Consider the following 22048-nt stretch of genomic DNA (forward strand, 5'->3'; position numbering starts at 1 on the left):
CTCAATGCGAGGTGTCGGTGAGACCGAGACGCTTCTCGATCAGATCGACACGATTTTTCAGGTCGGCAACATCCGACTGCAATTGGTAGATCGACGTCATCATCCCGCGAACATGATCCTCGATCGAAGACAATCGCATCCCTTGCGATAGCTGTTCGCGTTTGATCACTGATATGTCGGCCTGAATATTCTTCAGGATCTCCAGCATCACGTCAGCTCTTTCGTCGGTCACTCCGCCGCCTCCTGATACGACGCCGTCTCACCGCCCTGACGCTCGGTGATCCGCCGCTCCATTTCGGGGCGGAAATGCTTGATCAGCCCCTGGATCGGCCATGCGGCGGCATCGCCCAGCGCACAGATGGTGTGGCCCTCGACCTGCTTGGTCACCTGGTACAGCGTGTCGATCTCGGAGATGTCGGCATCGCCGGTCCGCATCCGCTCCATCACCCGCCACATCCAACCGGTGCCTTCGCGGCACGGCGTGCACTGGCCGCAGCTTTCGTGCTTGTAGAAATAGGACAGGCGCGAAATCGCGCGGACGATGTCGGTGGACTTATCCATGACGATCACCGCCGCCGTGCCAAGGCCCGACCCAAGCTCCTTGAGCCCGTCGAAATCCATCGGCGCGTCCATGATCTGCGCCGCCGGCACCAATGGCACCGACGATCCGCCGGGGATCACCGCGAGCAGATTGTCCCAACCACCGCGAATGCCGCCGCAATGCTTTTCGATCAGCTCGCGGAACGGGATGCCCATCTCCTCCTCGACGACACAGGGCGTGTTCACATGGCCGCTGATCTGGAACAGCTTGGTGCCCTTGTTGTTCTCACGCCCGAAGCTCGAGAACCATTCCGGCCCGCGCCGCAGGATCGTCGGCACCACCGCGATCGATTCGACATTGTTCACCGTCGTCGGGCAGCCATACAGACCCGCGCCTGCCGGGAAGGGCGGCTTCAGGCGCGGCTGACCCTTCTTGCCCTCAAGGCTTTCGAGCATCGCGGTCTCTTCGCCGCAGATATACGCCCCTGCCCCGCGATGCGCGAACACGTCGAAATCATAGCCCGACCCGCAGGCATTCTTGCCCAGAAAGCCGCGATCATAGGCCTCGGCGATCGCTGCAAACAGCGTCTCGGCCTCACGGATATACTCGCCGCGAATATAGATATACGCCGCCCGCGCGCGCATCGCGAACCCTGCGATCAGCGCGCCTTCGATCAGCTTGTGCGGATCGTGGCGGATGATCTCGCGATCCTTGCAGCTGCCAGGCTCGGATTCATCGGCGTTGATCACCAGGAAGTTGGGCCGGTCGGGCTTGGGCTCCTTGGGCATGAAGCCCCATTTCACGCCGGTGGGAAAACCAGCGCCGCCGCGCCCGCGCAGGCCCGATGCCTTGACGCGATCGATGATCGCATCCTGGCCGACGTCCATCAGCGCCTTGGTATTGTCCCAGTCCCCGCGTTTTTCGGCAGCGCCGATATTCCAGGGCTGAAACCCGTAAACGTTGGTGAAGATGCGGTCCTTATCGTGGAGCATTATCGGGCATCCGTTAGATCGAGCCGTCGCTCGATGCGGCCGACCCGCTCGTCGAGGCGATCCAGCCTATTATTAATTCCTGAAACCGACATCATGATGCCGCCCAGATGCTCGTCCGCCGACGTCATCCGCATTTTCAGGTCCACCACTTCGAGTTCGAACTTATCGAACCGAGCGTTGAGGCGGCGAAGTTGTTCAAGGACGAGATTTTCAACGTTTTCCACTATCGCCCCTTCCCAATTGCCCGTTCGGCGAAGAAATATACCCCGACCGCGATAGCGATCGCGATCAATATGCCGACCAGCTTGATCGCGCCGATCAGCAGTTCGACCGCCAGCCACAGCAGCACGATCCCGATGACGATCGCCAGCAGGACTGACGCGATCCCCTTCACGTGCCGATACCCCATTCGTTGCGATAATCATGGTTCGCATCGACCATCGCACGCAGGTTCGTCGTGCCGCCCTCGGCTTCACTGGTGTGGCGGCCATTCTGCGGCCCGGCCTTGGGGCTGTCGCCGCTGGCCAGCGCTTCGAGGATCGCGACCGTGCGATCATAATCGAGGTCTTCGAAATTGTCGTCGTTGATCTGGACCATCGGCGCGTTGGCGCAATTGCCCATGCATTCGACTTCGGTCAGCGTGAACAACCCATCGGGCGTGGTCTTGCCCTTGGCAAGCCCGCGATTCTTGCACGCCGCCAGCACATCGTCCGACCCGCGCAACATGCACGGCGTCGTCCCGCACACCTGCACATGATAGCGACCGACCGGGGCCAGATTATACATGGTGTAGAAGGTCGCGACCTCGAACACGCGCATATACGGCATGCCAAGGTACCCGGCGACATATTCGATCACCGGCACCGGCAGCCAGCCCTGGGTGTGCGTTTCCTCGCCCACCTGCCGCTGCGCCAGATCGAGCAACGGCAAGGTCGCCGATTGCTGCCGCCCGGCGGGATAGCGCGCGACGATTTCCTTGGCCTTGGCAGCGCTTGCCTCGTTCCAGGCAAAGTCGCCCCAGCGTGCGCGGGTTTCGGCTTCGTTGGGGATATGGGGTGCGTCGGCCATTAGCGGATAAACTCCACCCGATCGACCTTGTCGTCGGAGAACGTATAAATGGACATCACTTCAAAGGGTTCGGCCTGTGCCGAACGCGACACCCGCTCATGCAGCACGACGGTTTCGCCAAGGACATGGCTGGCGAGAATGTCGGCGCGATTTTCCGGAAACTCGGCGAACATCGCCTTCAATCCCGAACGCACGCCTTCGCGACCCTCGCGCAGCACCGCACCCCGATATGTCGCCTCGCAGGCATCATCGGTCATCAACGCCACATAGGCATCGGCATCCTGGGCGTTGTAATGCTCAATCATGGCATGTGCCGTCGCAATATGATCGACGCTCACCGATCACACTCCCCGAACACGATGTCCATCGAACCAAGGATCGCGGTCGTGTCGGCCAGCATATGGCCTCGGCTCATGAAATCCATCGCCTGCAAATGGCTGAACGCGGTCGGCCGGATCTTGCAGCGATACGGCTTGTTGGTGCCATCGGCGACCAGATAGATGCCGAACTCGCCCTTGGGGCTTTCGGTCGCGACATAGACTTCGCCCGCCGGAACGTGGAAGCCCTCGGTATACAGCTTGAAGTGATGGATCAGCGCTTCCATCGATCGCTTCATCTCGGCGCGCTTGGGCGGCACGACCTTGCGGTCGAGCGACGCGATCGGCCCTTCGGGCATTTCGGCCAGGCACTGCTTCATGATCCGCGCCGACTGATAGACCTCCTCGACGCGCACCATGAACCGGTCATAGCAATCGCCCTTGGTGCCCACCGGCACGTCGAACTCCATCCGGTCATACACGTCATAGGGCTGCGATTTCCGCAGATCCCACGGGATACCGGCGGCCCGGATCATAGGGCCGGAAAAGCCCCATTTGATGCAGTCCTCGCGGCTCATCGTGCCGATATCGACATTGCGCTGCTTGAAGATGCGGTTCTCGGCCACCAAGCTGATCGCGTCGCCGAACAGGCGCGGCAGGCGGGTGTCGAGCCAGTCGGCAATGTCGGTCAACAGCTTCAGCGGCACATCCTGATGCACGCCGCCGGGCCGGAAATAATTGGCGTGCATCCGCGCGCCGCTGGCCCGCTCGAAAAAGCCGAACGTGTCTTCGCGCAGTTCGAACATCCAAAGGTTCGGCGTCATCGCGCCGACGTCCATCACATGCGAACCAAGGTTCAGCATATGGTTCGAAATTCGCGTCAACTCGGCGAAGAACACCCGCAGATATTGCGCGCGCAGCGGCACTTCCAGATCGAGCAATTTCTCGACCGCCAGGACGAAGCTGTGCTCCATGCACATTGGCGAGCAATAATCGAGGCGGTCCATATAGGGGAGCGCCTGGGTATAGGTTTTATACTCGATCAGCTTTTCGGTGCCGCGATGCAGCAGCCCGACATGCGGATCGATCCGGTCGATGATCTCGCCGTCCAGCTCCATCACCAGTCGCAACACGCCGTGCGCCGCAGGATGCTGCGGCCCGAAATTAATCGTGTAATTCTGGATTTCGACGTCGCCGATCGTCGGATCGGCGGCATCGGTGCGATAGGCGATTTCGTCGAGATACTCGGCCATTACTGCTTTCCTTCCCCGCCATCGGGCGAGGGCACGTCGGGATCGACCGGCTTGTCCTTGGCCAGATTTCCCGAATCGGACCGGCCAGCGCCGGTATCAGCCCGGCTTTCGGTAACCTTCTTCTCGGCCGCTTGCGGTTCGACGTCCTTGGTCGATCCCGCCGGCGCCTTGGTCGCCTCGGCGGCGGTCACTGGCGAGGGCGCGCCCTTGGCCTGTGCCTGCGGTGCTGCGGCAGCCTTTTCGTCACCCGGCAGCACATATTGCGCGCCTTCCCACGGACTCATGAAATCAAAGCTGCGGAAATCCTGCGCCAGCTTCACCGGCTCATACACCACGCGCTTGGCTTCTTCCGAATAGCGAAGCTCGACGAAGCCCGACAACGGGAAATCCTTGCGGAACGGATGCCCGCGAAAGCCATAGTCGGTCAGGATGCGGCGAAGATCGGGATTGCCGTCGAACAGCACGCCGTACATGTCGTACACTTCGCGTTCGAGCCAACCCGCGACCGGCCAGATCGCGACGATCGACGGCACCGGCTTTTCCTCGTCGGTCGTCACGCGCACGCGCAGCCGGTGGTTCCGCGTCAGGCTGAGCAAATGATAGCAGACGTCGAACCGCTCGGGCCGCGAGGGATAATCGACGCCGGCGATTTCCATCAGCTGCTGATATTCCAGCCCCGGCGTGTCACGCAGCGCGATCATGGCGTCGTACAGCGATAGGCGGTCAACGGTGATCGTCACCTCACCGACCTTGTCCTGTGCGTCGACGACCATGCCGCCCAGTGCGGTCTGCACCAGGTCGAGCGTGTCGCCGGTCTCGGCATAACGGGGAGCGGGTGCCTTCATGTTCAACGCTCGATCGTGCCGATGCGGCGGATTTTCCGCTGCAACTGCATTACACCATATAGGAGAGCTTCGGCGGTCGGTGGGCAGCCGGGCACGTAAATGTCGACCGGCACGATCCGGTCGCAACCGCGAACGACGCTGTAGCTATAGTGATAATAGCCACCGCCATTGGCGCAGCTGCCCATCGAAATCACATATTTCGGCTCGGACATCTGATCGTACACGCGGCGAAGCGCCGGGGCCATCTTGTTGCACAAGGTGCCCGCGACGATCATCACGTCGGACTGGCGCGGCGATGCACGCGGCGCGGCCCCGAACCGCTCCATGTCATAGCGCGGCATGTTGACGTGGATCATCTCGACGGCGCAGCACGCAAGGCCGAACGTCATCCACCACAAGCTGCCGGTGCGCGCCCAGGTGAACAGATCCTCGGTCGACGTGACCAGAAAGCCCTTGTCGTTCAGCTCACCATTGAGGTCGCCGAAAAATTGCTGGTCGGGCGGCGTCACGACGCCTGCCCCACCGGTCAGACCAACGGCACCGCGCTGTGCGGGGTGCGCGGGGTTAAACTCTACTCCCAATCGAGAGCTCCCTTCTTCCAGGCGTAAATCAGGCCGAGCGCCAATTCGCCGATGAATACCATCATCGAAATCCAGGCGACCCAGCCCAGATCGAACACGGTCACTGCCCAAGGATATAGGAACGCCGCCTCGAGATCGAAGATGATGAAGAGGATTGCGACCAGATAAAAACGAACGTCGAACTGGCTGCGCGAATCCTCGAACGCGGGAAAGCCGCATTCATATTCGGTCAGCTTTTCCGGCGTCGGTTTATGCGAACCGGTGAAGCGCGACGCCACCATCGGCAAAAAGACGAATGCCGATGACAGGATCAGGGCAACGCCCAGAAACAGCAGGATCGGCAGATATTGCGACAGGTCGACCAAAACATCTTCTCGCAGTTGCGGTAGGAAGTTCGAGGGCTTCTAGGCGGATGGACACAGCGGAGCAATACCGCGACCGACTGAGAATCACTCGCAAAACTGCGGCTTTCCGCCCGCTGCTGCCCCGCGATGCAAGTTGATCAAACGTTCCGCAGCGATCCCGCCAGCAGCTTGTGCAGCTTGGAATGCATGCCGTCATTGGCGGCGAGCAATTGCTTGCGCTCGATCGGCGAATCGCCCCCCCGGAAATCGGTGACGAAGCCGCCTGCTTCCTTGATCAACAGGATACCAGCCGCACAGTCCCACGGCTCCAGCCCGCTCTCCCAAAAGCCGTCATAACGCCCAGCCGCCACCCAGGCGAGGTCGAGCGAAGCGGCTCCCAGGCGGCGGATACCCGCCACTTCAGGGGCAACCGCACCGAAGATCCGGCTCCATTCGGCGAAATTGCCATGTCCCATGAACGGGATGCCGGTGGCGATCAGCGCTTCGGACATGTCGCGCCGCGCCGACACGCGAAGCCGCGCATCCTGCAACCACGCCCCGCGGCCCTTTTCGGCCCAGAAGCTCTCATCGGTCAGCGGCTGATAGATCAGCGCATGGGTGATCTCGGGCCGACCCTGGGGTCCGCGCGGGTCTTCGACGGCGATCGAAATCGCGAAATGCGGCATGCCGTGCAGGAAGTTGGTGGTGCCATCGAGCGGATCGACGATCCAGCGCGGCTTGTCGGGGTCGCCCTTGATGTCTCCGCCTTCCTCCATCAGGAACCCCCAATCGGGGCGCGCCTTGAGCAATTCGTCGTACAAGGTCCGCTCGGCGCGCTGATCGGCCATCGACACGAAATCGGCGGGGCCTTTCTTCGACACTTGCAGATGCTGCACTTCGTTGAAGTCACGACGAAGCCGTGGTGCCGCCTTGCGAGCGGCGCGTTCCATGACGCTGAGAAGGCCGGATAGGGCTGCCATAATTTTCTTCTTCCCCCCTCCCGCCATGCGGGAGGGGTCAGGGGGAGGGCTTGTTTACAAATGAAGATGACGTCGCCCGCTGACACGCCCTCCCCTGGCCCCTCCCGCCAAGCGGGAGAGGAAGCAATTAATCGGCGCGCTTTACATAGGTGCGCTCATACACATCGACGACGATCTTCGTCCCCGCGCCGATATGCGGCGGCACCATTACGCGGACGCCGTTTTCGAGGATTGCGGGCTTGTACGACGACGACGCCGTCTGCCCCTTCACCACCGCATCGGCCTCGACGATCAGCGCTTCGATCGTGTCGGGCAATTGCACGCTGATCGGGCGCTCGTCATAACATTCCATCACCACGTCCATCCCGTCCTGCAGGAAGTCGGCGGCGTCGCCCAGCACGCCCTTGTCGAGCGTGATCTGTTCGTAATTGTCCTTGTCCATGAACGTCAGCGTGTCGCCCTCGGCGAACAGATACTGGAAATCCTTGGTATCGAGCCGAACCCGCTCAACCGACTCCGCCGAACGAAAGCGAACATTGTTCTTGCGCCCGTCGATCAGGTTCTTCAGCTCGACCTGCATATAGGCGCCGCCCTTGCCGGGCTGGGTGTGCTGAATCTTCACCGCGCGCCAGATGCCGGTTTCATATTCGATGATGTTGCCGGGACGAATGTCCACGCCGCTGATCTTCATGGGTCCTGCCTGGATTAGAAAGAGCTGAGCGCGGCGCTTTAGCGAGCGGCGGCTGTTCCGGCAAGCAGCGGCGTTGGATCGACCGCGCGGCCCTCGTGCCAGGCGTCGCCCGGCTGCATCAGGTGCATCCCGAAATGCAGGTGATAATTGCCAATGCCGGCATTGCCGGTGTCGCCGACGAACCCGATTTTTTCGCCGGCACGCACCGCAAGCCCCTCGCGCATGCCCGGCGCATAGCCGGCCAGATGCGCGTAATAATAGGACCATTGCCGGTCGGGCGAGCGAATATACAGCGTCGTGCCGCCCCCGCCGCCGCTGTCGAACAATTTTTCGACCGTCCCGTCAGCCGCGGCCAATACCGGCGTGCCCCGCGCCGCCATGATGTCGTTGCCCTGATGCGCGCGATCACCCTGCCCGCGCGGGTCGTTCCAGCTCGACCGGATCGAATCGCGCGAAACGCCCGCCACCGGCACCGTCAGTAGCGGCCCGCTCCAGCGAACCCGCCCCGGCGTCGCCGCCAGCGGATCGGCCGGCGTGACCACAGACACCGGCTGCTCGCGCCGGAACGACACTAGCGGTTCGCGCGTGGCGTTGCCGGGTCCGAACGACAGCATCGCCCCGAACAGCGCGACGCCGCCCAGGATCAGCAACAGGATCGTCCAGCCCAGCCGAGTCATTGTCTCAGCCGATCACCGCTGGAACACCGCTTTGGTGCCCGGCTTGACCATCATCGAAACCCTAGCCGCGTCCCAATTCATCAGGCGAATACAGCCATTGCTCTCGGTGCGGCCGATATTGGCGGGCTCGGGCGTGCCGTGGATGCCGTAATGCTCCTTCGACAGGTCGATCCACACGATGCCGACCGGGTTGTTCGGCCCCGGCGGCACGATCGCTTCTTTCGCGTCGGGCGCGGTGCCAGCGATCAGCTTGGGGTCGAACGACCAATCGGGATTGCGCGCGACGCCCTTGATCGTCCAGGTGCCGATCGGCAGCGGAAACTGGCTCGATCCCATCGTCGCGCTGAACTGCGCCACCAGCCGGTCGCTGGCATCATACACCTTCAGCACGCCTTCGGATTCGTCGACCACCACGCGCTCGGCCACCGGCTGGCGGGCATCGACGTTGAGATAGGCCAAAGTCCGCCGCCAGCCCTCATCATCGACATCATAGTCGCGTGACGTCGGCAGCGCGTTGGGGAAGATCACCTCCTGCCCGACCTTCAGCGGCGTCTGGCGGCTGTTGAGCGCCACCAGGGTTTCGGGCGTGGTGTGGAACATCTCGGCCAGCTTTTCGAGTGGCGAGCGATAGGGAATGCCCGGCAACTTTGCCTGCTCGGCATAGCCCTTGGGCGGGTTCGGCATGAACGGCCCGGCGAGCATGCCCGGCGTCAGCGCGATCACCTTGGTCGGTCGCCAATTTCGGTAGCGGCCCAACAGCTTCAGCGTCGCGCGATCGGCCTTGCCGGTCACCGGCAGCCCGCGACTGGTCTGAAACCCCCGTAGCGCCGCGGTCAGCGACTGGCCGCCCTTGCCGTCGAGCACACCAGGGCCGAACCCCAATTTGTCGAGGATGACCTGGACATGCAGCGTGCTTGCATCGACAGCAGCGACTGGCTGCGCTGTCACCTGGGCAGTCGCCGCGCCCACCGGCATCAGGCTGACCGCCGCTGCCGCGAGCACCGCGCTGCCGCCCAAACCAACCATCGCTCGAAACCGCATCTGCCTTGCCCCCGTTACGCCACTGCGTAACCAGACAAACGACGCGAACCGCCGATGTTTCCCCAGGCGTTACAAATCAGCGCGTTATGCGAGCAATTGTCCGAAGCGCGCCATCGCCGCTTCCTCGTCATGCCCCCACACCGCACCCGACACCGCCAGGAAATCGGCTCCGGCCTCGATCAACGGCGGCGCGTTGACCGGAGTGATCCCGCCGATGGCGACGCACGGCATTTCAAACACTGTCGCCCACCACGACAGGATCACCGGATGCGGGTGATGCTTGGCTTCCTTGGTGGTTGACGGATAAAAGGCACCAAAGGCGACATAGTCCGCCCCCGCCTCACCCGCTTCCATCGCCAGATGGCGGCTGTCGTGGCATGTCACGCCGATCTGCGCCGCCGGCCCCAGCACCGCGCGCGCCTCACGCGGATCGCCATCGTCCTGCCCCAGATGCACGCCGTCAGCGCCCAGCCGCTTGGCCAGGCTGATGCTGTCATTGACCAGAAACGCGACATCATGCTCGGCGCAGATGCGTTGCAACGGTTCGGCCAGCGTCGCGGCCTTGTGCTGATCGACGTCCTTCACCCGAAACTGGAACGCAGCCGCCGGCCCCGCCCCAAGCGCGCGCCGCAGCCGATCGGGAAAAGCGCCAGCCACGTCGAGGGGGGAGATCAGGTAGAGCTGGCATTTGGGCCGTCGGTCGTCGCGCTGGAATTGCACGGCGAAAGCGGGGTCTAGCGGGCCTAGCGGGTCTTCAAATTCGTTCATCGACGCGCTCTAGCCGCTTGCGGCGGTCGCGGGAAGGATGATGCACATCCCTCCCGCCGGCATTCAGGCCGCCACCTTCTGAATCGACGCGGCATGGATTTCGTCGATCGCGCTGCCCAGCACCGCGTCGAACTCGGCATCGCTCATGCCGTGGCGCAGATCGGCCAGCAACGCGCGGCTGAAGCTGGCGATCATGCCGCGATTCTTGGCAAGCTCGGTGCAGGCCTCCGGCCGCGCGAACCCACCCGACAGCGCCACGACGCGCAATACGCGGGGATGCTCGACCAATGCGTCGAACTGACAGGCTTCGGCCGGAATCGACAGCTTCAACATCACCTTGGCATCCCCCGGCATCGCATCGAGCGCCGCCAACAGCGAATCGCGAAGCAGCACATCGGCGGCGGCGCGCTCGGGGCTCTTGATGTTCACCTCGGGCTCGAGGATCGGCATTAGCCCGGCATCCAGCACCTGCCGCGCCACGGCCATCTGCTGCGCGACCACCGCGTCGATCCCGTCGGCATCGGCACGATGCACCACCGATCGCTCCTTGGTGCCGAACACACCCAGACCGCGCGCACGCGCCAGCAGCGAATCCAGGCCGGGTATCGGCTTCAGCAACTGGACGCCGTTCGCCTCGTCCTCCAGCCCCTTGTCGATCTTGAGGAACGGCACCACCCCGCGTTCGATCAGCGCCTGTGGGGCCGCCTTGCTGTCGACCAGGCCGTCCATCGTCCGTTCGAACAGGATCGCTCCGATCACCTTGTCGCCGGTAAACACCGACGACGTGATGATGCGGGCGCGCATCTGATGGATCAGCGCGAACATCTCGTCGTCGCTGCCCCAGCTACCCGCTTCGACGCCGTAGCCGGTCAATGCCTTGGGGGTCGATCCGCCCGACTGGTCGAGCGCTGCGATGAACCCGTTACCTTGTGCGATCTTGGCAGTCATTTCGGCGGTGTTCATCACATTTTCTCCCTGTGGCGGCTTTGCCGCGTCTATTTCAATCGGGCCTTAAAGAGCGCGCCGACAAGCCGCAACCATTGTGCCCGACCCGCTGACCTTCGCGCTGGATTTGGCTCAAATTGACACGGTGCCGGTCGCGGGGCAGCATCGCGGAAAGGGCGCATTTACCGGGGGCGGCAACGCGATGCACAGACGACCGATGATCGCCGCTGCGGCAATGCTGTGGCTGGGCCTTGGTGCCGCAATCCCCGCACCACCGCCGCCACCCAAGGTCGGCGACATTGCCCCGCCGTTTGAAATCAGGCTGATCGACGGCACCCGCATCCGTTCACAGGAGCTTGCCGGTCAGGTCGTCGTACTGAATTACTGGGCCACCTGGTGCGCGCCGTGCAAGGTCGAGCTGCCGCTGCTCGATCGCTACTACTCGATGCGCCGTGACGCGGGGCTTCGGGTATTTGCGATCACCACTGAGGATTCGCTGCCGGCGTCGCGCTTGAAGCAGCTATTCTCCGTGATGCACATCCCTGCGGTACGCAGCCTGCGCGGCAAATATGGCACGCTGGGCGCGGTGCCGACCAACTACATCATCGATCGTGCAGGACGGGTTCGCTATGCCAAGGCTGCGGCGCTCGAGCTTGAAGACCTCAACACCCTGCTGGTCCCACTGCTACGCGAACCCGCGCCTGCTTCCTAGCGCAGCGGTTTGTTTTCAGGGACCATGCCACGTCCAGAACGTCCTCCTCAGGGGTTCGCCCCCTGAGGAACGCGAGCGTTCGGTTCAGCTACGCGCCAGCGCCGCGACGCCGGGCAAATCCTTGCCCTCCATCCACTCGAGGAACGCGCCGCCTGCGGTGGATACGAAGCTCATCTCGCCCGCGACACCCGCCTGATTCAGCGCCGCGACGGTGTCCCCGCCGCCTGCGACCGATACCAGCGATCCATCGGTAGTAAGCGCGGCGGCAGTCCGTGCCAGCGCCATCGTGGCGGTATCGAACGGCGGCGTTTCGAACGCACCCAGCGGTCCGTTCCACACCAGGGTGCGACAGTTCTTGAGCACATCGCCCAGCGCCTCGGTCGCCGCCGGCCCGATGTCTAGGATCATTTCGTCGGCAGCCACTTCATGCACGTTGCACGTCCGCAGCGATGCCGGATTGGCGGCAAACTCCTTCGCCACCACCACGTCATAGGGCAGATGGATGGTGCAATTGGCCCGCTCGGCCTGCTCAAAGATCGCCTCGGCAGTGGCGGTCAGGTCATGCTCGGCCAGGCTCTTGCCGACCTTGACGCCGCGCGCCGCCAGGAAGGTATTCGCCATCCCGCCGCCGATGATCAGATGATCGACGCGGCCCACCAGATGCGTCAGCACGTCGAGCTTGGTCGAAACCTTCGCGCCGCCGACCACTGCCGCGACCGGATGCTCGGGATTGCCCAGCGCCTTGTCGAGTGCGTCGAGCTCGGCCTCCATCTGCCGCCCGGCAAAAGACGGCAGCTTGTGCGCCAGCCCTGCGGTAGAGGCATGCGCGCGATGCGCCGCCGAAAAGGCATCGTTCACATAGAGATCACCAAGCGCGGCAAAGCGATCGACGACGACCGGGTCATTCTTTTCCTCACCGCCAAAGAAACGGGTATTTTCGAGCAACGCGATGTCGCCCGGCGACAGCATCGCCACCGCCTCAACAGCGTTTTCCCAGTCGATATAGCGCACCTCGCGCCCCAGCACCGCCTCGAACGGCTTGGTCAGCAGCGCGGTCGAAAGCTCGGGGCTTGGCCCCTTGGGCCGTCCGAAATGCGCCAGCACCAGCACGATCGCGCCCTTGTCGGATAGCTCGCTCACCGTGTGAACTGCGGCGCGCAACCGTGTGTCGTCGCTGACCTTTCCGTCGGCCATCGGCACGTTCAAATCTTCGCGCACCAGCACGCGCTTGCCGGTGATGTCGCCCATGTCGTCGAGCGTCTTGAAATTGCGTGCCATCAATAATTCTCCCTGCCGCCCTGGGCAATTTCATCACCAACGCGGATTTCGCCGCCGGCGAGCACGCGCCCGAGCGCGCCGCCGCGCCAATCGGGCGTCAGCACCGCGCGCAATCCCGGCAGAATCTCTTCCATCCGGCTGCACGGATCGCACTCCTGGGTGATCTCGATCACCACATCGCCGATCCGCAGCAAACTGCCCGGAATGCGCGGCAATGCGATGCCATCGACCAGCAGATTGCAGCGCCGATGCCACCAGGGCAGGTCATGCCCAAGCTCAACCATCGCCGCCGCCCAATGATCCGCCTGCATCAACGAAACCTGTCGCCGCCCGCGACCACCGGGCTTCACCGCGCCGCGAAAATCGCCCGACAGCCCGCCTTCGACCGAAACCGATACATGGTCGAGCGTCTCCATCGGCCCGCGTGCCCGGCCATGACGGGCGATGCCCAGCAGCCGACCGGTCAATGCCTTGCACCACTCGATGCACCGCCAAATCCGTTGGTGTCGAGCGAAGTCGAGACACCGCCAGCCACGCAATGCGTGGTGACGGCTTCTCGACGACGCTCGAAGCGAACGGTTAGGAGCGCGTGCAAGTAGGTCAGCCCAGCTTCGCCATCGCGCTGGCGGTATCGACCATGCGGTTCGAGAAACCCCATTCATTGTCGTACCAGCTCACGACACGCACCAGCTTGCCGTCGATCACCGACGTTTCCAGGCTGTCGATCGTCGACGAGAATGGCGTGTGGACGATGTCGATCGAAACCAGCGGCTCGTCGCTATATTCGAGCACACCCTTCATCGGCCCCTCGGCGGCTGCCTTCAGCAGTGCGTTGACTTCTTCCTTGGTGGTGTCGCGCGACGGGGTGAAGGTCAGGTCGATCAGGCTGCCATCGGGCACCGGCACGCGGATCGCCGATCCGTCGAGCTTGCCCTTCAGTTCGGGCAACACTTCGGCCACCGCGCGCGCTGCGCCCGTCGTCGTCGGGATCATCGACATCGCCGCCGCACGCGCACGGCGAAGATCGGGGTGGATCTGGTCGAGGATCTTCTGGTCGTTGGTGTAGGCGTGGATCGTCGTCATCAGCCCGCGTTCGATGCCGATCGAATCGTTCAGCACCTTGGCGACCGGAGCCAGGCAGTTGGTGGTGCAGCTGGCGTTCGACACGATCACATGATCGGCGGTGAGCTTCTCATGGTTGACGCCGTACACCACCGTCAGGTCCACGCCCTTGCCAGGTGCCGAAATCAGCACCTTCTTGGCCCCTGCATCGATATGCTTCTGGCACGATGCCTTATCGGTGAAGAAGCCTGTGCATTCGAGCACCAGATCAATGCCCTGTTCGGCATGCGGCAGGTTCGCCGGATCGCGTTCGGCGGTGACGCGAATTCGCTTGCCGTCGATGACCAGATCATCGCCGTCAGCCGCGACCTCGCCCGGATAGCGGCCATGCACCGAATCGCGGCTGAACAGCCATGCGTTCGACTTGGCGTCGGCCAGGTCGTTGATCGTCACCAGTTCAAGCCCGCAATCGGGCCGCTCCATGATGGCGCGCGCCACCAGGCGGCCGATGCGTCCGAAGCCGTTGATCGCTACCTTCGTCATGCGCTTAATTCTCCGTGGCTTGCAGCCGGGTCTTGACGGCTTGCGTGATGGTTTCCGGCGTAAGGCCGAACTTTGCGTACAGCTCGGGCGCAGGCGCCGATGCACCGAAACGGTCGATCCCGAACCGAAGCCCGTCGACCATGGTGTAACGCTCCCAACCCATCGTGGTGCCCGCCTCGATCGACACGCGAAGCAGATCGTCGGGCTTGGCGTGCGGCAGCACGTCGTTGCGATATTCGGCAGGCTGCGCGTCGAAGCGCGACCAGCACGGCATCGACACCACATCGGCCCCGATCCCATCGGCCTCCAGCGCAGCCCGCACCGCAACCGCGATTTCAACTTCCGAGCCGGTAGCGATCAGGATCACCCGGCGCGGCGCGGATGCCGCCTGCAAGCGATAGGCACCGCGCGCCGAGCGGTTCTCGGCAGCTTCGGTCCGCAATTGCGGCAGGTTCTGGCGGCTAAGCGCCAGCAGCGACGGCCCGTCGCTTCGCTCGACCGACAATTGCCAGCATTCGGCGGTCTCGATCGTGTCGCATGGGCGATAAACGTCCAGTCCCGGGATCAACCGCAGGCTGGTGAGATGCTCGACCGGCTGGTGCGTCGGGCCATCCTCGCCCAATCCGATCGAATCATGCGTCATCACATAAACCACGCGCATATTTTGCAGCGCCGAAAGCCGGATCGCCGGGCGGCAATAATCCGCGAACACCAGGAAGGTGCCGCCATATGGGATCACGCCGCCATGCAGCGCCATGCCGTTCATCGCCGCCGCCATGCCGAATTCGCGAATGCCGTATGAGACATAGCGCCCGCCATAATTGTCGGCGTTCAGCGGCCCGGTCGCCTTGGTGCGCGTGTTGTTCGACCCGGTCAGGTCCGCCGATCCGCCGATCAGTTCGGGGATGCCGGCGGTCAGCGCCTCTAGCGCCATTTCCGAAGCCTTGCGCGTCGCGACCTTTTTGGGGTCGGCAAGCAGGCCCGCGATATACTCGTCGAGCGAGAAGCCTTCGGGCAAGGTACCCGCCATCCGGCGTTCGAATTCGACGCGATCCGAATGGCTTGCCAGCCGCTCCTTCCACGCTGAATGATCCGCGACCGAACGCTTGCCTGCGGCCAGCCATGTCGCGCGAATATCTTCGGGCACCACAAACGGTGCATGCGCCCAGCCCAATGCCTCGCGCGCGCCCTCAATCTCCTTGGCACCCAGCGGCGATCCGTGGCTGCCCGAGGTACCCGCCTTGGTCGGCGCGCCCTTGCCGATGATCGTGCGGCAACGGATCAACGACGGCAGGTCGCTGGCAAGCGCTTCGTCGATCGCGCGGGCGATATCGGCATAGTCATGGCCGTCGCACTCGGCGACATGCCAGCCGGTGGCGCGATAGCGCGCGGGAATATCCTCGCTCGACGACAGCGATACCGCGCCGTCGATCGTGATCCGGTTGTCATCCCACAGGACGTTCAGCCGGCCGAGCTTCAAATGCCCCGCCAGCCCGATCGCTTCATGGTTGATCCCTTCCATCAGGCAGCCGTCGCCGGCGATCACCCAGGTCTTGTGATCGACCAGATGATCGTCGAACGTCGCATTCAACTGCCGCTCGGCAATCGCAAAGCCCACCGCCATCGCCAGCCCCTGGCCCAGCGGCCCGGTGGTCGCCTCGACGCCGTCGAGCATGAAGTTTTCAGGGTGGCCGGCGCAGGGCGAACCCGATTGGCGGAAGTTCTTGAGGTCGTCGAGCGTCGGGCGCGCATAGCCGGTGAGATGGAGCAGGCTGTACACCAGCATCGATCCATGCCCCGCCGACAGGATGAAACGATCGCGATCGGGCCAGTGCGGATCGGCGGGATCGTGCTTCAGGTAACGCTGCCACAGCACCGTCGCGACATCGGCCATGCCCATCGGCATGCCGGGGTGCCCCGAATTGGCGGCCTCGACCGCGTCCATCGCCAGGGCGCGGATGGCGTTCGCGCAATCGCTATCGGTCGGATGCATCGGATTCCCCTCGGCCGGCCGGCTCGACACGATAGTCACGCAGCAAAGGCGCGCCGGCGATTCAAAACTCGCGCTGCCTTTGCGGCGCGCGGGCGTTCGCGTCAACCGGCGCGCCAATCACGACGAGCGCCCATCCCGGCGGCCCAGCGTCCTTGCCGCGCTGGCAGGCCATGCTATCCAAAGGCGATGGCTTCAGAACCCCCACATCCCGCGATCGAGCGGATCGAACGTGCTGTCGCGCGCATCGAAAAGGCCGCCGCCGCGCGCGCATTTGACGCCGATTCGATGGCACGCCGCCACGCCGCGCTGCGCGAGCGGATGGAAGAGGCGGTGGCCGCGCTCGATGAACTGATCGCGCGCGAAGGCGGGGACGCGGACCAGGGGAACAAGCGCTGATGGCCGAAGTCACGCTCACCATCGCCGGTCGCGACCACAAGGTCGCCTGCCGCGACGGCGAAGAAGGGCAGTTGCGCGCACTCGCCGGCAAGCTGGAGGCGCACGGTGCCGCCGCATTGCGCGCCTCGGGCGGGCTTAGCGGCGAGCGCACGATGTTGTTCATCGCGCTGATGCTGGCCGACCAGCTCGTCGAACAGGAAGTCGCTCCCCCCAGCGGCATTCCGCCGATGCTGCTCGATCGAATCGCCGATCGCCTCGAAGCCGTCGCATCGGCTCTTGAGGATGACGGCGCGGCGCACTAGATTGGCGTTGGCGGGTACTGCCCGGTGCGAGCTTTAGCGAAAATCCCTGAGGCGATAATCATCCTATGGGGGCTGTCCCTGCCCGGATCCTGGTCCGACGCACATGGTTCCCACCTGACGTACTTGGCGTCAGAGGATCTTCCAGCCAACGGCCACGGCGGGCCCGCCACCTGCCCCGATGATTGATCCCAAATCAGCGATGCGTGCGCGCATCCGCGCCGCGCGCGATGCGTTCATCGGCGCGATGGAGCTTGATGGGTCCCCCTCCCGCTTGCGGGAGGGGCAACATCAGTCCCCCTCCCGCAGGCGGGAGGGGCTAGGGGAGGGCCTGTCGGCGAGCACCGACGCTGTCGGCATACAACACCCCCTCCCCCGACCCCTCCCGCAGGCGGGAGGGGAGACGATAGCACCACCGCCTGCCTATCTCGCTCGCCTGACCCCCGGCACGATCGTCGCCAGCTACATCCCCCTGGGCAGCGAAGCCGACCCTACCGCGCTGGTCGCCGCAGCGCTCACAAATGGCTGCACGCTCGCCCTGCCCCATGTCATCAGCCGTCAAGCGCCCATGCGCTTCCTCGAATGGAACCCCGCGCGGCCCCTCGAACGCGGCATATACGGCCTCCAGCAGCCGCCAGCCGATGCGCGCGAACTCGCGCCCGACATCGTCCTGGTCCCGCTGGTAGCATTCGACAGCGCACTACACCGCCTTGGCCAGGGCGCAGGCTATTATGATCGCGCGCTGGCCAGCCTGCCCGCTGCATGGCGGCTGGGCGTCGCCTGGTCGGTGCAGCAGGTATCGCAGGTCCCGGTTGACCCCTGGGACGTGCCGCTGCACGGCGTCGTCACCGAACGATCGGTGAAATTTGCAGGAGATAGCTGAATGGACCCCAGTTGGCGCAAGCCCGCCGGCATGTTTGCCATCCTGGCACTGATCCTGGTGTGGGTCGTGCTGATCGCCAGCTTTGCCGGCCTGATCGGCCAATTGCACTGGACGTTGCAGGCGGTGGTCTATCTCGTCACCGGCATCATCTGGATCATGCCGCTCAAGCCGCTGCTGCGCTGGATGGAAGTCGGCACCTGGCGCTGAGGCCCTAACCCGCTTGTTTCGAGCGGGCGGGCCATGCCCCGGCACATCCCTGAAACGACGGAAGCCCGACCCTCTTGCGAGGGCCGGGCTTCCATAAATACTCACCGAGTGGCGCGAGTGACGGGGCTCGAACCCGCGACCTCCGGCGTGACAGGCCGGCACTCTAACCAACTGAGCTACACCCGCTAACTCGGTGAGGAGGCGCGTCTAACCGGGCCTCGCAGGGGTGTCAACTTGGTTGATCGCGTTTTTGCATAAAGGCTGTGGATGAACGCGGCGGTTCCTTTACCAACGTGCCGTGTTCGAACAGGAATCCGGCGATATCAGGCTTGCCTGCCGCTTTGAGCACCGTCTGAATGATGATGAGCAGCGGCACCGCCAGCAGCGCGCCGGTCGTGCCCCACACCCAGCCCCAGAAGCTGAGCGACACCAGAATCATGATCGGATTGATCGTCAGCCGGTGCCCGACGATCAGCGGCGTGATCGCATTCGCCTCGATCAGATGCGCCACAACCATGATGATCGCCGGCAGCGACGCCAGCCAGATGTCGTCATAGGTCATCAACCCGCCCAGCGCGAGCAACAGCGCCGCCATCACCGGCCCGAAATACGGGATGTAGTTCAGCAGCGCGACGATCCCGCCCCACATCAGCGGCGTCGGCATCCCGATCACATATAATGCCGCCGCGACGATCAGCCCCAGCAGCAGATTGATGACGGTGATCGTGCCGAGATAGGCCGAGGTATCGTCGACCACATCCTGGATCACCCGCGCGGTGGCGATCGCGCCGCCAAAGCTCGTTCGGCTGGTGATCGCGTTGCGCCGCAGCCGCGTCCAGCCGCTGAGGAAGAAATAGATGACCAGGATCGCAAAGAACATTTCGATGATCGCCGACGGGGCCGAGGTGCCGACCAGATCGAGCAGTCCGGTCGGCGGCGCGGCGGTCGCCACTTCGGCAGTCTTGCGCGCGGGTGCGGTCGCGAAATTCTCGATCGTCCGATTCACGAATCGCTCGGCGTTCGAATAGAAATCAATCAGCGGCGCAACGTTCGATTGAATCTGCTCGATTCGCTCAGGGAGAATGCGCACCCATTGCCACGCCGGCACGACGATCGACGCCAGCGCGGCGTTGGCGACCCCCAAAAACAGGATCACACAGGTCAGCGACGCCAGCGGCGCAGGCACCCGCCGTCGCTCCAGCCATTCGAGCAGCGGCACCAGCGCGATCGCGATCACGATCGCAGCGGTCAGCGGCATGAAAAACTCGGCCCCCGCCTTCAGCGCGAAGGGGATCGCCAGGAACAGCCCAACCCCCGCCATCAATGTCAGTGCCGCCAACAGCCGGTCACGGCGAAGCTGCTCTCCCGGGGTTTCGTCCTGCCCTGTCGCAGGGGGCGCGGCGGGCGGCGTCACCGGCGACGCAAGCGGCGACACGGCGGGTTGGTCAGACTGGTCCGACTGGGCTGGCTCGATGGGCGGAGAAAGATCGTTCACATCGCAACTCTAGCGCGATTGTGGACAAGTGTAATCCTGGTTCGATTGCGGATGGGGGTTCCCCCCACCCCAGCGGCCTTGCCTGCCATTGGCCCGCGCCGCGCGTGGAGCTACCCTGCCCTCATGTCCGAATACATCCTCGTCATCGACGCCGGCACTACCTCGACCCGCGCCATGCTGTTCACGCGCGATGGCCGCTGCCACGCGGCCACCGCCACCGCGCTGACCCAGCATTACCCCGAGCCCGGCCATGTCGAACACGACGCCGACGAAATCTGGACCAGTTCGCTCGGGGCCGCCCGTGCGATGATCGATCGCGCGGGCGGCCCCGACCACATCGCCGCGATCGGCATCGCCAACCAGCGCGAGACCGTGGTGTTCTGGGACCGCGACACCGGCGAAGCATTGGCCCCCGCGATCGTCTGGCAGGACCGCCGCACCGCGCCGATGTGCCGCGCCTGGCGCGAATCGGGCGAAGAACCCGGCGTTCAGGCGCGCACCGGACTGTTGCTCGATCCTTATTTTTCGGGGACCAAGATCGCCTGGGCGCTCGAACATTGGCCGCAGTTGCGCGCGGCGGGGTCTTCGCTGGCGATCGGCACCGTCGAAAGCTGGCTGGTGTGGAAGCTCACCGGCGGCGAACATATCACCGATGCCACCAACGCATCGCGCACCCTGTTAATGGCGCTGGGCAGTGGCAGTTGGGACGACGGGCTGATCGACCTGTTCGGCGTGCCGCGCGGCGCGCTGCCGCATATCGTCGACAATGCCGGCCACCTTGCCGACACCAGCATCTTCGGCGGGCGAATCGCGATCTGCGGCATGGCGGGCGATCAGCAGGCGGCAACGATCGGGCAGGCCTGCCTGGCCCCCGGCCAAAGCAAGGCGACCTTCGGCACCGGCGCATTCGTCCTTACCAATTGCGGCCACACCCCACCCACCTCGCGCCACCGCCTGCTTGCCACCGTCGGCTGGCAGATCGGCGGCAGGCGAACCTATGCACTCGAAGGATCGGTGTTTGTCGCGGGCAGCCTGATCCAATGGCTGCGCGATTCGCTGCAAATCATCGCCAGCGCCGACGAAACCGAAGCGCTGGCGCGATCGGTGCCCGACAATGGCGGCATCTATCTGGTGCCAGCGCTCGCCGGGATCGGCGCACCCTGGTGGGAGCCAGCCGCGCGCGCCGCGATCACCGGCCTCAGCTTCGCCACCGGCCGCGCGCATCTGGTCCGCGCCGCGCTCGAGGCGATGGCGCACCAGAGCCACGACCTGAAGACCGCCTTCGCCGCCGACGGTGCCGATTGGGCAACGCTGCGGATCGATGGCGGCATGGTCGCCAACGACTGGATGGCGCAGGATTTGGCCGACATGCTTGGGCTTCCCGTCGAGCGGCCGAATTTTACCGAAACCACCGCTTTGGGTGCGGCCATGCTCGCAGGCGTCGGCTGCGGCTGGTTTGCCTCGCTGGACGAAGCCGCAGCGATGCGCGGCGAGGTGGAAACCTTCCTGCCCGCCAGCGACGAACCGCGCCGCCAAGCCCGGCTGGACGGCTGGCAGGCGGCAATGCGCCAAGTGGTCGAATCAGCGCGCTAAGCTTTCAGTCACCATTTTATACTAATCTGCAGGTTCGGAGTCGGTACCCACCCGCGAAGGAGCGGATCATGCGCCAAGCCGCAACGAAGCCCAGCGAACAGCGCGCCTATTGCCGCATCTCGCTATCGGCCCCGGCTCGCGTCTCGGAACCCTATTACGGTCAACACGCCGTCGAGCTGCTCGATATTTCGCCGAGCGGCGCACGTATCGCCACGTTCCGGCAATTTCAGGTCGATCAAAATATCTATCTGACGATCGACACGATGCAGGCGATCAAATGCGATGTCCGCTGGGTCGTACCCGGCGAGATAGGCGTGAGCTTTTGCAATCGGTTACACCCATCGGTGGTCGACCACATCGCTGCCAACAACCCGGCAAGCCGCTGAAACGATGCTGCCGCCGGCGGCTTGGCCGCTCGGCCAAGTGGAACCGGGCGCCGGTTACTCTATGATAGCTATAGCCGGCTTTCTTCCCGCTAGCATGAGATCGAACGAATAAGGACGAAATGTGCAGGCAGGTTGTCAGGGATGCAGGTCGCCGGGTC

28 protein-coding genes and 1 tRNA gene are annotated in these 22048 nt (G+C 64.0%); 7 read left to right on the top strand and 22 right to left on the bottom strand.

Translation table 11 applies throughout. The features are described from left to right. Position 1 precedes the first annotated feature (1 nt). From QU44_RS02725 to QU44_RS02795, 16 genes are all read right to left on the bottom strand, one after another. Positions 2-232, bottom strand: coding sequence for a hypothetical protein (locus QU44_RS02725; RefSeq protein ID WP_131601515.1), 231 nt, complete (start codon positions 230-232; stop codon positions 2-4). Continuing rightward, complete coding sequence (gene nuoF, locus QU44_RS02730; protein ID WP_033919941.1) at positions 229-1533, bottom strand: NADH-quinone oxidoreductase subunit NuoF; 1305 nt, start codon at positions 1531-1533, stop codon at positions 229-231. The genes QU44_RS02725 and nuoF overlap by 4 nt, the downstream gene beginning before the upstream one ends. Continuing rightward, positions 1533-1757, bottom strand: coding sequence for a hypothetical protein (locus QU44_RS02735; protein ID WP_231621586.1), 225 nt, complete (start codon positions 1755-1757; stop codon positions 1533-1535). The genes nuoF and QU44_RS02735 overlap by 1 nt, the downstream gene beginning before the upstream one ends. After that, entirely contained in the window at positions 1757-1927 is a 171-nt protein-coding gene (locus QU44_RS18100) for a hypothetical protein (protein WP_156140887.1), read from the bottom strand. The genes QU44_RS02735 and QU44_RS18100 overlap by 1 nt, the downstream gene beginning before the upstream one ends. After that, complete coding sequence (locus tag QU44_RS02740) at positions 1924-2601, bottom strand: complex I 24 kDa subunit family protein (protein ID WP_033919942.1); 678 nt, start codon at positions 2599-2601, stop codon at positions 1924-1926. Before QU44_RS02740 ends, QU44_RS18100 begins: the two co-directional genes overlap by 4 nt. Then, entirely contained in the window at positions 2601-2939 is a 339-nt protein-coding gene (locus QU44_RS02745) for a nuclear transport factor 2 family protein (RefSeq protein ID WP_033919943.1), read from the bottom strand. The genes QU44_RS02740 and QU44_RS02745 overlap by 1 nt, the downstream gene beginning before the upstream one ends. Then, the gene (locus QU44_RS02750) at positions 2936-4171 is read right to left on the bottom strand and encodes an NADH-quinone oxidoreductase subunit D (RefSeq protein WP_033919944.1); all 1236 of its coding nucleotides are present in this window, start codon (positions 4169-4171) and stop codon (positions 2936-2938) included. The genes QU44_RS02745 and QU44_RS02750 overlap by 4 nt, the downstream gene beginning before the upstream one ends. Next, on the bottom strand, positions 4171-5016 hold the full coding sequence (locus QU44_RS02755) for an NADH-quinone oxidoreductase subunit C (RefSeq protein ID WP_033919945.1): 846 nt from the start codon (positions 5014-5016) through the stop codon (positions 4171-4173). The genes QU44_RS02750 and QU44_RS02755 overlap by 1 nt, the downstream gene beginning before the upstream one ends. Before the next feature lie 2 nt (positions 5017-5018). Further along, the gene (locus QU44_RS02760; protein WP_443018064.1) at positions 5019-5597 is read right to left on the bottom strand and encodes a NuoB/complex I 20 kDa subunit family protein; all 579 of its coding nucleotides are present in this window, start codon (positions 5595-5597) and stop codon (positions 5019-5021) included. Next, positions 5588-5962 carry an NADH-quinone oxidoreductase subunit A gene (locus QU44_RS02765; protein WP_033919946.1) on the bottom strand — a complete coding sequence of 125 codons (375 nt, stop codon included), beginning with the start codon at positions 5960-5962 and terminating at the stop codon, positions 5588-5590. The genes QU44_RS02760 and QU44_RS02765 overlap by 10 nt, the downstream gene beginning before the upstream one ends. Positions 5963-6099: 137 nt before the next feature. After that, positions 6100-6921 carry an inositol monophosphatase family protein gene (locus QU44_RS02770; protein WP_033919947.1) on the bottom strand — a complete coding sequence of 274 codons (822 nt, stop codon included), beginning with the start codon at positions 6919-6921 and terminating at the stop codon, positions 6100-6102. A 127-nt stretch (positions 6922-7048) separates the two neighbouring features. Next, the gene (efp, locus tag QU44_RS02775) at positions 7049-7612 is read right to left on the bottom strand and encodes an elongation factor P (RefSeq protein WP_033919948.1); all 564 of its coding nucleotides are present in this window, start codon (positions 7610-7612) and stop codon (positions 7049-7051) included. 38 nt (positions 7613-7650) lie between these two features. Beyond that, positions 7651-8289, bottom strand: a complete 639-nt coding sequence (locus QU44_RS02780) for a M23 family metallopeptidase (RefSeq protein ID WP_033919949.1) — start codon at positions 8287-8289, stop codon at positions 7651-7653. A 12-nt stretch (positions 8290-8301) separates the two neighbouring features. Next, the gene (locus tag QU44_RS02785) at positions 8302-9315 is read right to left on the bottom strand and encodes a L,D-transpeptidase family protein (RefSeq protein ID WP_231621587.1); all 1014 of its coding nucleotides are present in this window, start codon (positions 9313-9315) and stop codon (positions 8302-8304) included. A gap of 99 nt (positions 9316-9414) precedes the next feature. Beyond that, a complete protein-coding gene (gene thiE / locus QU44_RS02790) occupies positions 9415-10098 on the bottom strand; it encodes a thiamine phosphate synthase (protein WP_033919950.1) in 684 nt (227 codons plus the stop codon). Between the two features lie 63 nt (positions 10099-10161). Next, a complete protein-coding gene (locus QU44_RS02795; protein ID WP_033920029.1) occupies positions 10162-11061 on the bottom strand; it encodes a fructose bisphosphate aldolase in 900 nt (299 codons plus the stop codon). 109 nt (positions 11062-11170) lie between these two features. Here QU44_RS02795 and QU44_RS02800 point away from each other — a divergent pair, with 109 nt between their 5' ends. Next, on the top strand, positions 11171-11755 hold the full coding sequence (locus tag QU44_RS02800) for a TlpA family protein disulfide reductase (RefSeq protein WP_443018065.1): 585 nt from the start codon (positions 11171-11173) through the stop codon (positions 11753-11755). Between the two features lie 84 nt (positions 11756-11839). Here QU44_RS02800 and QU44_RS02805 read toward each other — a convergent pair whose 3' ends face one another. The 4 genes from QU44_RS02805 to tkt all read right to left on the bottom strand — a co-directional run bounded on the left by QU44_RS02805 (position 11840) and on the right by tkt (position 16631). Next, positions 11840-13033 carry a phosphoglycerate kinase gene (locus QU44_RS02805; protein ID WP_033919951.1) on the bottom strand — a complete coding sequence of 398 codons (1194 nt, stop codon included), beginning with the start codon at positions 13031-13033 and terminating at the stop codon, positions 11840-11842. Next, positions 13033-13500, bottom strand: coding sequence for an MOSC domain-containing protein (locus tag QU44_RS02810; protein WP_033919952.1), 468 nt, complete (start codon positions 13498-13500; stop codon positions 13033-13035). The genes QU44_RS02805 and QU44_RS02810 overlap by 1 nt, the downstream gene beginning before the upstream one ends. 133 nt (positions 13501-13633) lie before the next feature. After that, the gene (gene gap, locus QU44_RS02815; protein WP_033919953.1) at positions 13634-14638 is read right to left on the bottom strand and encodes a type I glyceraldehyde-3-phosphate dehydrogenase; all 1005 of its coding nucleotides are present in this window, start codon (positions 14636-14638) and stop codon (positions 13634-13636) included. 4 nt (positions 14639-14642) lie between these two features. After that, the gene (gene tkt, locus QU44_RS02820; RefSeq protein ID WP_052134275.1) at positions 14643-16631 is read right to left on the bottom strand and encodes a transketolase; all 1989 of its coding nucleotides are present in this window, start codon (positions 16629-16631) and stop codon (positions 14643-14645) included. A 186-nt stretch (positions 16632-16817) separates the two neighbouring features. Between tkt and QU44_RS02825 the strand changes: the two genes are divergently transcribed. The 4 genes from QU44_RS02825 (at position 16818) to QU44_RS02840 (ending at position 18416) form a co-directional block, all read left to right on the top strand. After that, a complete protein-coding gene (locus QU44_RS02825; RefSeq protein WP_033919954.1) occupies positions 16818-17027 on the top strand; it encodes a hypothetical protein in 210 nt (69 codons plus the stop codon). Continuing rightward, positions 17027-17329: a cell division protein ZapA gene (locus tag QU44_RS02830; protein ID WP_033919955.1), complete on the top strand. Its 303-nt coding sequence runs from the start codon at positions 17027-17029 to the stop codon at positions 17327-17329. Before QU44_RS02825 ends, QU44_RS02830 begins: the two co-directional genes overlap by 1 nt. A gap of 199 nt (positions 17330-17528) precedes the next feature. Beyond that, the gene (locus QU44_RS17670; protein WP_231621588.1) at positions 17529-18209 is read left to right on the top strand and encodes a 5-formyltetrahydrofolate cyclo-ligase; all 681 of its coding nucleotides are present in this window, start codon (positions 17529-17531) and stop codon (positions 18207-18209) included. Continuing rightward, complete coding sequence (locus tag QU44_RS02840) at positions 18210-18416, top strand: DUF2842 domain-containing protein (protein ID WP_033919956.1); 207 nt, start codon at positions 18210-18212, stop codon at positions 18414-18416. A gap of 109 nt (positions 18417-18525) precedes the next feature. Here QU44_RS02840 and QU44_RS02845 read toward each other — a convergent pair. After that, a tRNA-Asp gene (locus QU44_RS02845) sits at positions 18526-18602 on the bottom strand. Positions 18603-18645: 43 nt separating this feature from the next. Beyond that, positions 18646-19830, bottom strand: a complete 1185-nt coding sequence (locus QU44_RS02850) for an AI-2E family transporter (protein WP_052134276.1) — start codon at positions 19828-19830, stop codon at positions 18646-18648. A 204-nt stretch (positions 19831-20034) separates the two neighbouring features. On the opposite strand from QU44_RS02850, the gene QU44_RS02855 reads away from it, so the two are divergent. Together QU44_RS02855 and QU44_RS02860 are read left to right on the top strand one after the other, a co-directional pair. Further along, positions 20035-21504, top strand: a complete 1470-nt coding sequence (locus QU44_RS02855) for a glycerol kinase (protein WP_033919957.1) — start codon at positions 20035-20037, stop codon at positions 21502-21504. 68 nt (positions 21505-21572) lie between these two features. Then, positions 21573-21890, top strand: coding sequence for a PilZ domain-containing protein (locus tag QU44_RS02860; protein ID WP_033919958.1), 318 nt, complete (start codon positions 21573-21575; stop codon positions 21888-21890). Positions 21891-22048: the final 158 nt, after the last annotated feature.

Origin of the sequence: Sphingomonas sp. 37zxx, assembly GCF_000786205.1 — a bacterium.
Taxonomy (GTDB): domain Bacteria; phylum Pseudomonadota; class Alphaproteobacteria; order Sphingomonadales; family Sphingomonadaceae; genus Sphingomonas.

Coding starts and splice junctions, on each gene's coding strand:
- QU44_RS02780 (WP_033919949.1), bottom strand. CDS start 8,289: ATGACTCGGCTGGGCTGGACGATCCTGTTGCTGATCCTGGGCGGCGTC.
- QU44_RS02825 (WP_033919954.1), top strand. CDS start 16,818: ATGGCTTCAGAACCCCCACATCCCGCGATCGAGCGGATCGAACGTGCT.
- tkt (WP_052134275.1), bottom strand. CDS start 16,631: ATGCATCCGACCGATAGCGATTGCGCGAACGCCATCCGCGCCCTGGCG.
- QU44_RS17670 (WP_231621588.1), top strand. CDS start 17,529: ATGCGTGCGCGCATCCGCGCCGCGCGCGATGCGTTCATCGGCGCGATG.
- QU44_RS02855 (WP_033919957.1), top strand. CDS start 20,035: ATGTCCGAATACATCCTCGTCATCGACGCCGGCACTACCTCGACCCGC.
- QU44_RS02740 (WP_033919942.1), bottom strand. CDS start 2,601: ATGGCCGACGCACCCCATATCCCCAACGAAGCCGAAACCCGCGCACGC.
- QU44_RS02770 (WP_033919947.1), bottom strand. CDS start 6,921: ATGGCAGCCCTATCCGGCCTTCTCAGCGTCATGGAACGCGCCGCTCGC.
- efp (WP_033919948.1), bottom strand. CDS start 7,612: ATGAAGATCAGCGGCGTGGACATTCGTCCCGGCAACATCATCGAATAT.
- QU44_RS02840 (WP_033919956.1), top strand. CDS start 18,210: ATGGACCCCAGTTGGCGCAAGCCCGCCGGCATGTTTGCCATCCTGGCA.
- QU44_RS02805 (WP_033919951.1), bottom strand. CDS start 13,033: ATGGCACGCAATTTCAAGACGCTCGACGACATGGGCGACATCACCGGC.
- QU44_RS02860 (WP_033919958.1), top strand. CDS start 21,573: ATGCGCCAAGCCGCAACGAAGCCCAGCGAACAGCGCGCCTATTGCCGC.
- thiE (WP_033919950.1), bottom strand. CDS start 10,098: ATGAACGAATTTGAAGACCCGCTAGGCCCGCTAGACCCCGCTTTCGCC.
- QU44_RS02830 (WP_033919955.1), top strand. CDS start 17,027: ATGGCCGAAGTCACGCTCACCATCGCCGGTCGCGACCACAAGGTCGCC.
- QU44_RS02750 (WP_033919944.1), bottom strand. CDS start 4,171: ATGGCCGAGTATCTCGACGAAATCGCCTATCGCACCGATGCCGCCGAT.
- nuoF (WP_033919941.1), bottom strand. CDS start 1,533: ATGCTCCACGATAAGGACCGCATCTTCACCAACGTTTACGGGTTTCAG.
- QU44_RS02795 (WP_033920029.1), bottom strand. CDS start 11,061: ATGAACACCGCCGAAATGACTGCCAAGATCGCACAAGGTAACGGGTTC.
- gap (WP_033919953.1), bottom strand. CDS start 14,638: ATGACGAAGGTAGCGATCAACGGCTTCGGACGCATCGGCCGCCTGGTG.
- QU44_RS02755 (WP_033919945.1), bottom strand. CDS start 5,016: ATGAAGGCACCCGCTCCCCGTTATGCCGAGACCGGCGACACGCTCGAC.
- QU44_RS02785 (WP_231621587.1), bottom strand. CDS start 9,315: ATGGTTGGTTTGGGCGGCAGCGCGGTGCTCGCGGCAGCGGCGGTCAGC.